The sequence below is a fragment of the Joostella sp. CR20 genome, assembly GCF_038433465.1.
Lineage (GTDB): Bacteria > Bacteroidota > Bacteroidia > Flavobacteriales > Flavobacteriaceae > Galbibacter.
The window spans coordinates 175,414-188,157 of record NZ_JAESVF010000003.1 but is presented as its reverse complement, the minus strand read 5'-3'; the positions used below and the strand labels follow the sequence as shown (position 1 = coordinate 188,157).

The following is a 12,744-nucleotide window of genomic DNA, read 5'->3' as shown; positions in this document are numbered from 1 at the left end:
AAATGAAAATGATACTATTCAGAATTACAGCATTTACTTATGTATGACTTAAAAAATCGAATTAACTAAATTTTAGCATTAAAAACAGCACTTCACTTTATATTTACAATTTAATTTGGGCGCTTCCCAAAAATTATGAAATTTCATAATTTTGGGTCGGGCTTTTCGCTGTATCTATTTTGCTATATTTTTATCAATTAAAAAAGCGGTAACCGTAAGGAAACTATATTGTAATAGACAGATGCAAGAGCAAAATAGGATGTCGCTTCAATCCCTAGCGCAACTATTTGCAAAATAAAACAACAAATACCTACAACACAAATGCGCTAAAAAGTGTAAATTCAACTTTAAATTGCGTGTATTATATTGAAAAAACAACGATGCCAACAAACTATATTTCATTTAAAGAAACAGGATATTTTTCAAACCTTATTTGCGATTATCTTAGCGAAAAAGACGCGTTAAAACCATTTTATAATCGTTTTCCGAAGCTCGAGAATTTTAAAGCGCAAATCGAAGAAAAGAAAGCTTCTTTCCCTAAAAAGCATCGTGAAATATTGGTTTCGGTTTTACAAGCACAATACCAAAATGTAGAAACATCTGAGGCTACCCAAACACATATTTCGGCATTATCCGCAGAAAATACTTTTACAATTGTTACGGGGCATCAGTTAAATTTATTTACAGGACCGCTGTATTTTTTATACAAAATTATAAGCACCATTAATTTAGCAAAACAACTTCAAGAGACTTATCCAGATTCACACTTTGTGCCTGTTTATTGGATGGCAACCGAAGACCATGACTTTGAAGAGATTAATTACTTTAATTTCCACGGAAAGAAATTTCAATGGAAAGGGCCAGAAACCAAAGAAGTTGGAGGAGCAGTGGGCGAGTTGCCAACCAAAGGGTTAGAGCAAGTTTTTGAACTCTTTAGTCAGGAGTTAGGAATTGGAGCCAATGCAGAAACGTTAAAGCAATGGTTTAAAGAAGCTTATTTGCAACATGATAATCTTACCGATGCCACACGATTTTTGGCAAATAAACTTTTTGGGCAACGCGGACTGGTAATTATTGATGGAGCCGATAAAAGCTTGAAGCAACTTTTTATTCCGTTTATGGAAAACGAATTGTTTGAACAGACTTCTCAAACAGCGGTTAGTAAAACAATTGAAAAGTTAAATGAAGTAGATACTTTATATAAAATACAAGTAAATCCGCGAGCCATTAATTTGTTTTATTTAGACGAAGGTTTGCGAGAGCGAATTGTAGAAATCGACGGGAAATTTCAAGTAAATGAGACCACTATTTCATGGACAAAAGACGAACTGAAAGCACATTTACAAACACATCCCGAACGATTTTCACCCAATGTAATGACGCGTCCTTTGTATCAAGAAGTAATACTTCCAAATTTGTGTTACATAGGCGGTGGTGGAGAGCTCGCATATTGGCTAGAACTAAAAAGCTTTTTCGAAAGTGTTTCAGTGCCTTTCCCAATGTTGTTATTGCGTAACTCAGCATTGATAGTTACAGAAAAACAAGCTCAAAAACTCGATAAATTAAATATAACTTTTGAACAATTGTTCTTAAAAAGACACTCTTTCATCAACCGAAAAGTAAGAGAAATAAGTAATATCGATATTAATTTTGATGCACAAAAAGAACATTTGGTGGCTCAGTTTCAAGAGATGTATCGATTAGCAGAATTAACCGACAAGTCTTTTTTTGGTGCTGTAAAAGCCCAAGAAGTAAAGCAACTTAAAGGATTGGAGCATTTAGAAAAACGACTTTTAAAAGCTCAGAAGAAGAAACTTTCTGAGCATGTATCTCGAATTACCGAAATTCAAAACGAATTATTTCCAAACGAATCATTACAAGAGCGAACCGAGAATTTTGCCAATGTGTTTGATGCTTACGGAACTACTTTTATCGATACGTTGTTTGAATCTTTAGATCCACTTCGTCAAGATTTTGTTATTGTAACTTTGTAAGAATTTGAAAATTTAAAGAAGTTACTTTTTAAGTTGGTTGTTATTTTCCTGCCGTTATGCGGGTTTGTTTAGTTTTTCAAGTCTTTATAAACCGTAAATTCTACTCAAAACAGAACAAAACCGTACCTTTGCAAAAAAGAGATTTTTTATGCACAATATAGATATGGATTCTGTTGAAATGACGCTCGATGTCATGAAATATGCATTGAACAGAATCACAATGATTTCCCCAGAATTAGGAAAACCCAAAAAGGAAGAAGAATTAAAAGCATTAGTAGGAGAGACCGTTACCGAAAAAGGGATTGGAGGCGAAAAGGCTTTTCAACTTTTTAAAGATGTTCTTATCAAAGCAACGGTGCCAATTGATCATCCAAGACATTTGGCTTTTGTGCCAGCCTCACCGACGAGGGCTTCTATTATGTTCGATTTGGTAACATCAGCATCTAGTATTCACGGAGCTTATTGGATGGAAGGTGCAGGTGGAATTTTCTGTGAAAATGAAGCTATGAAATGGCTTGTTTCTTTAACAGGACTTCCAGAGGGTGCTTTTGGTGTTTTTACCAGTGGCGGTACAGCTGCAAACCTTTCGGCAATGGTGACTGCTCGTGAGAATTGGCGAAAAGACGAATCGAATGTTGGTGAAAAAGGACTCATAATTACTTCGATTGGAGCGCATTCTTCAGTAAAATCGATGGCAAAGGTTATCGATGCTGATGTGATGCTTATCGATACGGAAGACTGTATGACTAAAGATGATTTACAAAACAAACTTAACGCACTTACGGCACACGAACGTAAGCGTTTATTTGCAGTTGTAGGAACAGGAGGGACGACCAATGCTGGAATTATAGACGACCTTGATGGAATTGCTACAATTTGCGAGCAAGAAAATTTGTGGTTTCACGTAGATGCCGCTTACGGTGGTGGAGCACTAGCAGCCGATTCGGTTCGACACCTTTTTAACGGTATCGAACGTGCCGATAGTATTACCATCGATCCGCATAAATGGTTGTTTTCTCCATACGATTGTGGTGCAATTATTTATAAGAATCCGGAGTTGGCAAGACAAGCGCATTCACAAGAAGGTTCGTATTTAGATATTTTTAAAGATGAAGGTGCGCAAGGTTTCAACCCTTCAGATTACCAAATACAATTAACACGTCGTGTACGAGGATTACCTTTGTGGTTTTCGTTGGCAATGCACGGAACCGATAAGTACAAATGGGCTGTAGAAGAAGGTTTAAATCTAGCGAAGTTAGCTGGTAGAATTATTACTGAAAACGAACATGTGGAGTTGGTAAGAGAGCCAAGTTTGTCGTGTGTTTTATTCAGAAGAAAAGGATGGACGCCAGACGATTATCGAAACTGGACCTACAAAAATCATCGTGATGGTTTTGCTTTGGTTACACCAACAAAATGGAAAACTGGTGACAGTTTTGAAACTGTGGCTCGTTTTTGCTTTATAAATCCAGATACAACAGAAGCCGATATTCGCGCTATTTTGGATACCATGAAACCCGCTTCTATAGAATAGTTTAATTCAAATTGAATAGCAAGGATATTATTATAGACAAAAACTGACCTATTAAAAAAGTTTTGAAAATCAAGGAAGCAGTTAGGGGGAAAGATAAAAAGCTGTTTGAGCGCAGCGAGTTCTTTTTATCTGTGGTGGGTGGTTCCGTAGAATTTTTTATGCTTTTTTAATCAGTCTTGACTTTTTTGTTTCGTTTTTGTGTCAAGACAAAAATGAAAACTTATTAAATAATACTTTTATTAAAAATAATTCAAATAAAAAAGTCCGTTAAAAGATACTTTAACGGACTTTTTTATACTTCATCAACTCGATTATCATCAAAAGCAGAAGGGAGCATTTTAGGAATTAACTTTATAAAAATAGGTAATAAAATAGCGCCTCCAGGTAAAGCAAAAATAGCTAGAGATGGAATGGTTTTAAAAATGTCTAACAACTGTTCTTTTATTTTTTTTCGTTCTTCGGCAGTGAGATCTGTAGTTGTAGATTTTCCAAGAAGTACCAATAACTCTTTACTCCCTAACAATTCTTTTTTTAACCGTTTGCTATTCCGTGTAATTAGTTTTTTTACAAGCGTGTGTGAGTTGTCAAAAAACTGTTTAACGGGGTTTGCATTTTTAAATAGCGAAACTTCATCTTTATATTTTTCAAAAAAGTTACCAACATGTAAAACCGCTTCAGTAATATAGTTTTCGTCAATTTTAAGGTCTTTACCTGTTCCGAAGATAAACTCAGATTCCTGATAATTTATAGAGTGATCTTCCCAAGCAGAAAGGCAAACCATATCTAAAAAGTACATTTTTTCAAGTTCAGAAAAATCCTTTTTGAGTAAAATGCGGTAACTGCCATCAAATTTACTTTCATCTATTTTATTGTAAAAAAGAGAAGCTTGTAACAGTTTTAATAATTGCTTGTCGTTTTCGTTCTTCTCTTGTTTTGTACTGATGGCGTGCAGCGCAAGATTGATTAAAATGAGTTCGATTTCTTGAGCGTAGTTCCGCAAATTACTTTCGCCTTTGATGTATTTTTCATACACCAAAATATCGATGTAAAGTAAAGAGTTTGTAAGTAGTTTATTGAAGTTTTTTGTTAAGATATTGTCTAAGATGTAAACCCGCTCGTGTATGATTTTTTCAAGTCGGAATGCATTTCTTTTTTCAGCAAAAAAAGTTTCGAAAAAAGATAGTTTTTCAGCTTCTAATTGTTCGTAAAATGAAATTAAATGCTGAAGAAATTCCTCAAAAGTAGCGTCTGGGTTATAGATGTAAAAAGTGTTGTGTAAGGCAGCAAATAAGTTAAGCTTTGCCAACTCGTCTTCCGATAAATCGTTTGCGGTAGTAAGTTGCTCAAACGTAGCTACATTGGCACCGTAAACAAAACCAATTTCACGAAGTTTGTTGTACAACATTTTACTAGTGGTGTACAAGTTTTTTTTACTTTTTGTAAGCGATGCAAATTTATTTATCCAACCTTGGGCAGAAGGGTTCATTGTATGAAAATTTCTTATGTAAAAATACAATAGATATTATAAAAACAACCAATAGGAGTTAGGATTCTTATGTAATTTTGGGAAGTCTTTTTTTAGTTAAAATATATTTTATTACTTTATAATTTTAAAGGTGATTACTGAAAGTCGACCTATTTAATTTTAATAAATCAACACATGAAAAAATACAAGCCAGAAGTAAATAGATACGAACAAATGCAATACCGAAGATGCGGTAAAAGCGGGATTGATTTACCTTTACTTTCGTTAGGATTATGGCATAACTTTGGTGATAACGACGACTTTGACAATGCAGCTGAAATACTTCGAACAGCTTTTGATAACGGAATTACACACTTCGACTTGGCAAATAATTACGGACCTCCGTATGGTTCTGCTGAAAAGAATTTTGGAAAAATATTTAAACGCGATTTTAAAAAGTATAGAGACGAACTTTTAATTTCAACCAAAGCAGGTTGGGATATGTGGCCTGGACCTTACGGAAACTTTGGTTCGCGTAAGTATTTAATTTCGAGTTTAGATCAATCTTTAAAGCGCATGAAATTGGATTATGTTGATATTTTTTATCATCATCGTCCGGATCCAGAAACGCCTTTGGAAGAAACTATGGGAGCACTCGACCAAATTGTGCGACAAGGAAAAGCTTTGTATGTTGGAATATCACAATACAATGCCGAAGACACTAAAAAAGCAGCTAAAATTTTAAAGGCACAAGGAACACCTTTTTTAATTCATCAACCTCGCTATAATATGTTGGATCGTTGGGTTGAAAACGGACTCTTGGATGCGTTAACTGAAACAGGAATAGGAAGTATTGTATTTTCTCCTTTAGAGCAAGGAATTTTAACGTCTAAATACTTAAAAGGAATTCCTGCAGATTCGCGTGCAGCGATCGAAGGAGGGTATTTGGATGCTTCACAAATTAATGCGGAGTTGGTTTCTAAAATTAAAGCGCTTCATGATATTGCAGAAAATAGAGGGCAAAGTTTGGCGCAAATGGCTATTGCTTGGCTTCTAAAGGATGAACGTGTAACTTCGGTGTTGATTGGGGTTAGTAGAGTTTCTCAGTTAAAAGATAATATCGAAGCTTTGAAAAACTTAAGTTTTACAAAAGACGAACTCACCATGATAGATGAAATTATTTTGGGTAAATAGTAAAAGTCTAGATACAACAAAATAAAAAAATAGTGTAGTTGTTATGGCTACACTATTTTTTTTATGACTCTTAATTTGTGTGTATGTGTTTTAGAATCTACATTAAAAATTCCGGTATGGTCTAAACGATCAATTCTCACTTTACCGTGTGCGTGGATAATGTAGTTATCTTTCATAATTATACCTACATGCACAATATTTCCTTCATCATCATCAAAAAATGCAAGATCTCCAGGTTCGCTTTCTTCTATAAAACTTAGGGCTTCACCTTGTTTTGCTTGCTGTGCAGCATCGCGTGGAAGTTTATAACCATTCAGTTTGTAAACCATTTGTGCAAGTCCAGAACTATCAATCCCGAATGGAGTTTTACCACCCCATAAATATGGTGTGTTGAGGTATAAAAAAGAGGTTTCAATAAGTGCTTCTTTTGGAAGAATACCTTGCTTTGTTTCCCCTTCAAAATTAGTCTGTAAGTGTGCAATAGCATTTACATTGCATCCCATTGGGATAGGAAGTAAGTTGTTTTGCTGATCAAAAATAAACTCAACTAAATCTGCCGAAAGCACAATTGTTTCTTTACTGATGGTTTCATACAGCAATTCATCAATAAGTTGGTACTGAACATTTTCAATCCAACCTTCGTAATTATCAAAGGCTAGTCGAATTTTACTCCAATGTTTTCTTCGTTCTAGTACTTTAAAATGTTCCCCATAAAGTACCTGAGAGGTTAACTCTCCAGTATGTTGGGGTTCGTTTCGTAAAGGAACAATACTTAAATGGCAAATTCCGTATTGCATTTAGTTGATGTTGATTTAAATAGCAAATTAATTTCTTTCGATAACAATTGCAGAAGCACCTCCGCCGCCATTACAAATAGCTGCGGCTCCTTTTTTGGCGTTATTTTGCTCTAAAACGCTGAGTAAAGTTATTAAAATTCTAACTCCAGAGCATCCAAGCGGGTGCCCCAAAGAAACAGCACCTCCGTTTACGTTTACATTTTTATCGGTAAGACCTAAAATTTTCATGTTTGCCAAACCAACAACCGAAAAAGCTTCATTGAATTCGAAAAAATCAATATCGTTTAATGTTAAGTTTGCTTTTGCCAATGCTTTTGGCAATGCTTTTGCTGGAGCTGTAGTAAACCATTTTGGTTCTTGCGCAGCATCAGCATAACTTAAAATAGTAGCAAGCGGTTTTACACCGAGTTCTTGCGCTTTTTCTTCACTCATTAAAATTACAGCACCTGCACCATCATTAATTGTAGAGGCATTGGCAGCTGTAACCGTTCCGTCTTTACTAAAAGCGGGTCTTAAAGCTGGGATTTTATCTAATTTTACGTTTTTGTACTCTTCGTCTTCTTTAAAAACAATGGCATCGCCACGACGTTGAGGAACCTCCACAGGAACCACTTCGTTGTCAAATTTTCCTTCTTCCCATGCTTTTGCTGAACGTTGGTACGATTGAATGGCGTATGCATCTTGGTCTTCTCTTGAAAACTCATATTCGGTAGCACAAGCATCTGCACAAACTCCCATTGCATTTTGGTCGTAAGCATCAACAAGACCATCTTTTTGGAGTCCGTCTTCCATCTTTCCAGGACCAAATTTCACCCCGTTTCTCATATGCACATAGTGCGGAATAGAACTCATGTTTTCCATTCCTCCAGCAACAACAATCGAAGCATCGCCAAGAGCAATAGCTTGAGCAGCTTGCATAACGGTTTTCATTCCGCTTGCGCAAACTTTATTTACAGTAGTGCAAGGCACCGTATTTGGAATTCCTGCATAAATAGCGGCCTGGCGTGCAGGCGCTTGCCCTTCGCCAGCTTGTACTACATTTCCCATTAAAACTTCGTCCACTAACGCTGGGTCTAAGTTTATCTTTTCTAAAGCTCCTTTTATGGCAATAGCGCCTAATTTTGGGGCTGGAATTGATGAGAGTGTTCCTAAAAAGCTCCCAATTGGTGTACGTGCAGCCGAAACTATTACTACTTTTTTCATCTATTCTAATTTATTTGTTTAATCGGTCTGATTGAATTTTGCTATTTCACTTTTGGTTTCAGTTAACCGAAACAGCATCAGTCAAAAGGCGATTATTTTATCCCTCAAAATCTTGCTTCGAGGTAGTTAATCACAACTTTATTCTATTCAGAAAAAAATAAAAAACTATTCATTTTTATTTTGAATGCCAATATCCGTGATGTATCATACCAAGATTAAAATGTCAGGTCGAGCGTAGTCGAGACCCTATTTAAATCTTGTTAAGCCAAGTAACCTCTCGACTACGCTCGAGGTGACAGTGCATTATGACAGACTGCGGACAATTATATTTTTATTCTTTCAATTACAAAAGCAATAGAATAAGACCGTTTTGTTGTTGCGAATTTAGTTAAATTAAAAAGATAAACATAAAAAGTTCGTTTTTAATAAATAACAATAAGGACACTATTTTTTGTTACATTTGAATATCAATACCTAATGGATGAAGCATTTTTTAGACAATCTTTATAAAAATCAATCTTTAATTTACAAAGGCTTTTTATTTATTGCCACCATTGTTCTCGTTGTGTACATGTTTCCAAAAGGAGGGAAGTTTAAGTACGATTTTCAGAAGGGAAAACTTTGGCAATACGAAACCTTGTATGCGCCATTTGACTTTGCAATTTATAAAACGGATGCCGAAATTAAAGATGATAAAGCTGCTATAAAAGCAAATCATCCAGACTATTTTAGGTATGAAGATGCTGTTAAAGACGCTGTTTTTAATGGGTTTGATGAAAAGTTTTCTTCTTATTTTTCTTCGGAAGATTATAATGAGAAGACACTTGAAAAATTAAAGTCCTTCGGGAAAGAACTGCTAGAAACAATTTACGAAAAGGGTGTAGTGCAAAATAGCAACGATTACAATGCTGATAAAGTGGTAAACGTTGTAAAAGGGAATGAAGAGAAAACTATTCTGTTCGGAAATTTTGTAAAACTAAGTCAGTTAGACCAACTCATTAGTGGGTTTATTGAAAACAACAACCTTGAGGAGTATAAAGATTTATACAGCAGTATTTACTTTGATGTAATTCAGCCCAATGTGTTTTTTGATGAAGGTTTAACCCAAAAAACATTGGAGCGAGAGTTGCGAATGGTAACTTCTACTCGAGGAAATATCGACAAAGGAAAAAGAATTGTTGCAAAAGGAGAAGTTGTTGAAGGTGAAAAATACAATATTTTAAATTCGCTTCGTAAAGAATATCAATCTAAATTATGGAATGAAAACAATTACAATTGGATTGTTTTTGGATACACAATTTTAGTAGGTTTAACGCTCTTTATGTTGTTGTTGTTTTTACAAAAATACCGTCCAGATGTATTTGTAAACAACAATAAAGTAACCTTTATATTCTTTAATATTTTGGTGATGATATTTTTAACCACCACCGTGGTGAAATTCAATGTGCAATACGTCTATGTGGTTCCGTTGTGTATCATGCCATTAATTTTAAAAGCATTTTTCGACCCTCGATTAGGACTTTTTACACATGTGCTCACCGTACTTTTATTAGGCTTTATAGTTCCCAATAGTTTTGAGTATGTGTTTTTACAGATTATCGCCGGAATTGTAACCATTCAAACTATTTCAGAATTGCACAAACGAGCTAATTTGTTTATTTCTGTGGCGCAAATTACGTTGGTTTACATTATAGCTTATTTTGCTTTTTATATTATTCATGAAGGAAATTTCGATTCGCTTCATTGGGTAACTTTCGGACTGTTTGTGTTAAACGGATTGGCAACCTTGGCAGCGTTTCCGTTAATTTATATATACGAAAAACTATTCTCATTAGTGTCCGATGTGTCTTTATTAGAACTTTCAGATACCAATTCAAAACTATTAAAAGAACTTTCAGATAAAGCGCCAGGTACATTCCATCACTCTTTACAAGTTGCCAATTTAGCTGAGGCGGCAGCCAATGAAATCGGTGCAAATTCAATGTTGGTAAGGGTAGGGGCTTTGTATCACGATATTGGGAAGATGAACAATCCTGCGTATTTTACCGAAAATCAAACCACAAGTTTGAATCCGCATAACGAATTGTCTCCAGTAGAAAGCGCCAAAATTATTATCAACCATGTTATTGAAGGAATAGAACTTGCTAAGAAGAACAATTTACCCGACCGTGTAATTGATTTTATCCGAACACACCACGGTACTTCGTTGGTTTATTATTTTTATAAGAAAGCTTCGGAAGTTGATGAGATGGTAAATAAGGAAGACTTTCAATATCCTGGTCCAATTCCATATTCAAAAGAAACAGCAATTTTAATGATGGCCGACTCAGTTGAAGCGGCTTCAAAGAGTTTGAAGAATCCGACTTTTTCAATGATTAATCAGTTTGTCGATAAAATTATAAACAAGCAAATTGAAGAAGACCAATTTTTAAATGCGAACATAACGTTCAAAGAAATTCAGTCGATAAAAAAGGTGTTGAAGCAAAAATTAACCAACATTTATCATTTACGAATAGAATATCCAGAATAGTATTTTGTTGGTTTTTAGGAGCGTATTAAATAGTTTGAAAATAATTTTAAAAATAGTTGCATTGTTCTAAGCGAACTATTACATTTGCATCCGCAATTTAAGGTTGTGTGTTCATAAAGATATTAAAGAATTAGGAGAGGTGCCGGAGTGGTAACGGAGCAGATTGCTAATCTGTCGACGGGTAACTGTCGCCAGGGTTCGAGTCCCTGTCTCTCCGCTTTTTTATAAAATAATAATTGTTTTTGCAATTGTTATAGATAGCCATCGGGGTGTAGCGTAGCCCGGTTATCGCGCCGCGTTTGGGACGCGGAGGTCGCAGGTTCGAATCCTGCCACCCCGACCAAATTAGGTCGCGTAGCTCAGTTGGATAGAGCATCTGCCTTCTAAGCAGACGGTCCCAGGTTCGAATCCTGGCGCGATCACTTGAAAGTCTTACTAGTTTTAGTAAGACTTTTTTGTTTTTAATATAATTTTCCAGCCGTTTTTCAGTTTAAAGAAGTTTAGATCCTAAATAAAAAAGAGTGATTATAGATATATTAATAGCAATGCTTTGGAGTATTTCCCCTTTTGGAGAAGCAAAAGTGGGTATTCCTTACGCTGTGTTTAATGGCGTAAACATGTATGTGGCTTTTGTGGCTTGTTTTGCGGCAAATGTATTGGTGTTTCCTGTTATGACTTTCTTTTTAGATTATTTAAATAGGTATTTACTTCGTTGGGGTTTTTATAAACGTACGGCGCTTAAAGTTGCACGTCGTGTAAAAAATGGAGCAGGCTCAAATATTAAAAAGTTCGGATTTTGGGGTATTATTTTATTCGTAATGCTACCAGTTCCAGGAACAGGAGTTTACGCAGGGAGTATTGCTTCGTACTTATTTGGGATGCCATACAAGCAAGCTTTTTTAGCCAATACTATTGGGATTTTCTTTTCGTGTGTGATGGTAATGGCAATGACAATGGCTACTTACCATGGAATGAACTAAGTTTGAATTCGCTTGGCGCAACACCAAACTTCTTTTTAAAAGCTGTAGAAAAGTGCTGCGGGTTTTTGTAGCCTATTACTTCGGAAACCTGACTTATTGTGCTGCCGTCTTCTTCAAGCAATCGTTTGGCTTTGTTCATTTTTAGGTTGTTAATACATCCAAATACCGTTTCTCCATACAGCGTTTTGAAGCCTTTCTTTAAGGTGAATTCATTCGTTCCAACCGTTTTTGCTAGTCGTTGGATTGTAATTGGCGTTTTGTAGTTTTTTAGCAGGTATTGCTTAGCTTTTTCGATTTTAATTAAATCGGATTCCGATATAACTTTATTTTTTTCTGAAGAAGTTAAATTGTACTGTTCCAGCTGAAGCAATAACAACTCAAGCACTTTAGCGTGTAAAAATAGCTTTCTGTAGGTGCCTTCTTTTGGTAAATCTTTTATATCGTCAATGATTAATTGCATGGCAGAATTAATCGTGTTATTCTCACATTTAATGCAACCTGTTTTATTGGTTTCTATAAGTTGTATAAAATCTTCAAAGTTTCCTTCGGAAGGAATTAAATCTTTAAAAAATTTAGTGTTCAGCTCAATTATTAAAAACTCAGATTTGGTGTCTTTAAACTTTATCTCCGTTTTATTATTCTTGCAATGAAATAAATTGTGGGTTTTGCTTGTGAACTGCTGACTGTTGTTGGATTGGTTGAAATACACTTTTGAGTTCCCTCTAATTATGAAAATCATTTCAATAACACTGTCTGTGTAATTACAAACCAGTTGAAGTTCTTCTTTGTTTACATCAAACTCGCTAACACCAATTTTAAATTCTGTATATGTAAGTTCTTTAAACCAGCCTTTTATAGATTTTTCATCAAAAATAGTAGTGGTTTCGATAGCGGTTTTTGCATCCTCCGTAACGTTTCTTTTTCCGCAGTTAAAATCTGTAGGGTTTAGACTGCTTTTGTATATTTCAAGAACTTTCATTTTTCTTAATCAGTGGGTTTTGACTTTGTTTAAGTCGGGTGGTTTCTTCTACAAAAGTAATTATTTAA

General features: G+C 35.2%; 9 protein-coding genes and 3 tRNA genes. 8 read left to right on the top strand and 4 right to left on the bottom strand.

Going from position 1 to position 12,744, the window contains the following annotated elements:
- Positions 1 to 380: 380 nt before the first annotated feature.
- Together bshC and JMA43_RS06645 are read left to right on the top strand one after the other, a co-directional pair.
- The gene (gene bshC, locus JMA43_RS06650; RefSeq protein ID WP_342155691.1) at positions 381 to 1,994 is read left to right on the top strand and encodes a bacillithiol biosynthesis cysteine-adding enzyme BshC; all 1,614 of its coding nucleotides are present in this window, start codon (positions 381 to 383) and stop codon (positions 1,992 to 1,994) included.
- A 148-nt stretch (positions 1,995 to 2,142) separates the two neighbouring features.
- Positions 2,143 to 3,528, top strand: coding sequence for a pyridoxal phosphate-dependent decarboxylase family protein (locus tag JMA43_RS06645; protein WP_342155689.1), 1,386 nt, complete (start codon positions 2,143 to 2,145; stop codon positions 3,526 to 3,528).
- Positions 3,529 to 3,820: 292 nt separating this feature from the next.
- On the opposite strand, the gene JMA43_RS06640 is transcribed toward JMA43_RS06645, so the two are convergent.
- On the bottom strand, positions 3,821 to 5,014 hold the full coding sequence (locus tag JMA43_RS06640; RefSeq protein ID WP_342155687.1) for an LETM1-related biofilm-associated protein: 1,194 nt from the start codon (positions 5,012 to 5,014) through the stop codon (positions 3,821 to 3,823).
- A gap of 174 nt (positions 5,015 to 5,188) precedes the next feature.
- On the opposite strand from JMA43_RS06640, the gene mgrA reads away from it, so the two are divergent.
- Positions 5,189 to 6,187 (top strand): L-glyceraldehyde 3-phosphate reductase, encoded by a 999-nt coding sequence (gene mgrA / locus JMA43_RS06635; protein ID WP_342155685.1) that lies wholly within the window; start codon positions 5,189 to 5,191, stop codon positions 6,185 to 6,187.
- 47 nt (positions 6,188 to 6,234) lie between these two features.
- Here the strand turns inward: mgrA and JMA43_RS06630 are convergent, their stop codons facing one another.
- A complete protein-coding gene (locus JMA43_RS06630) occupies positions 6,235 to 6,984 on the bottom strand; it encodes a C40 family peptidase (protein ID WP_342155683.1) in 750 nt (249 codons plus the stop codon).
- Positions 6,985 to 7,011: 27 nt separating this feature from the next.
- Positions 7,012 to 8,187, bottom strand: coding sequence for an acetyl-CoA C-acyltransferase (locus JMA43_RS06625; protein ID WP_342155681.1), 1,176 nt, complete (start codon positions 8,185 to 8,187; stop codon positions 7,012 to 7,014).
- Positions 8,188 to 8,668: 481 nt separating this feature from the next.
- Between JMA43_RS06625 and JMA43_RS06620 the strand changes: the two genes are divergently transcribed.
- The 5 genes from JMA43_RS06620 (at position 8,669) to JMA43_RS06600 (ending at position 11,697) form a co-directional block, all read left to right on the top strand.
- Complete coding sequence (locus JMA43_RS06620; protein ID WP_342155679.1) at positions 8,669 to 10,717, top strand: HD family phosphohydrolase; 2,049 nt, start codon at positions 8,669 to 8,671, stop codon at positions 10,715 to 10,717.
- 133 nt (positions 10,718 to 10,850) lie between these two features.
- A tRNA-Ser gene (locus JMA43_RS06615) sits at positions 10,851 to 10,934 on the top strand.
- A gap of 48 nt (positions 10,935 to 10,982) precedes the next feature.
- A tRNA-Pro gene (locus JMA43_RS06610) sits at positions 10,983 to 11,060 on the top strand.
- Positions 11,061 to 11,065: 5 nt separating this feature from the next.
- Positions 11,066 to 11,139 (top strand) — tRNA-Arg (locus JMA43_RS06605).
- A gap of 99 nt (positions 11,140 to 11,238) precedes the next feature.
- Positions 11,239 to 11,697, top strand: coding sequence for a COG2426 family protein (locus JMA43_RS06600; RefSeq protein ID WP_342155677.1), 459 nt, complete (start codon positions 11,239 to 11,241; stop codon positions 11,695 to 11,697).
- On the opposite strand, the gene JMA43_RS06595 is transcribed toward JMA43_RS06600, so the two are convergent.
- Positions 11,675 to 12,676, bottom strand: a complete 1,002-nt coding sequence (locus tag JMA43_RS06595) for a helix-turn-helix transcriptional regulator (RefSeq protein WP_342155675.1) — start codon at positions 12,674 to 12,676, stop codon at positions 11,675 to 11,677. The two genes, JMA43_RS06600 and JMA43_RS06595, sit on opposite strands and share 23 nt — an antisense overlap.
- Between the last annotated feature and the right edge of the window lie 68 nt (positions 12,677 to 12,744).

What these genes read in the sequence shown, in the direction of transcription:
- JMA43_RS06620 (WP_342155679.1), top strand. Translation starts at nt 8,669, where the DNA reads ATGAAGCATTTTTTAGACAATCTTTATAAAAATCAATCTTTAATTTAC.
- JMA43_RS06645 (WP_342155689.1), top strand. Translation starts at nt 2,143, where the DNA reads ATGCACAATATAGATATGGATTCTGTTGAAATGACGCTCGATGTCATG.
- JMA43_RS06640 (WP_342155687.1), bottom strand. Translation starts at nt 5,014, where the DNA reads ATGAACCCTTCTGCCCAAGGTTGGATAAATAAATTTGCATCGCTTACA.
- JMA43_RS06595 (WP_342155675.1), bottom strand. Translation starts at nt 12,676, where the DNA reads ATGAAAGTTCTTGAAATATACAAAAGCAGTCTAAACCCTACAGATTTT.
- JMA43_RS06630 (WP_342155683.1), bottom strand. Translation starts at nt 6,984, where the DNA reads ATGCAATACGGAATTTGCCATTTAAGTATTGTTCCTTTACGAAACGAA.
- JMA43_RS06625 (WP_342155681.1), bottom strand. Translation starts at nt 8,187, where the DNA reads ATGAAAAAAGTAGTAATAGTTTCGGCTGCACGTACACCAATTGGGAGC.
- mgrA (WP_342155685.1), top strand. Translation starts at nt 5,189, where the DNA reads ATGAAAAAATACAAGCCAGAAGTAAATAGATACGAACAAATGCAATAC.
- bshC (WP_342155691.1), top strand. Translation starts at nt 381, where the DNA reads ATGCCAACAAACTATATTTCATTTAAAGAAACAGGATATTTTTCAAAC.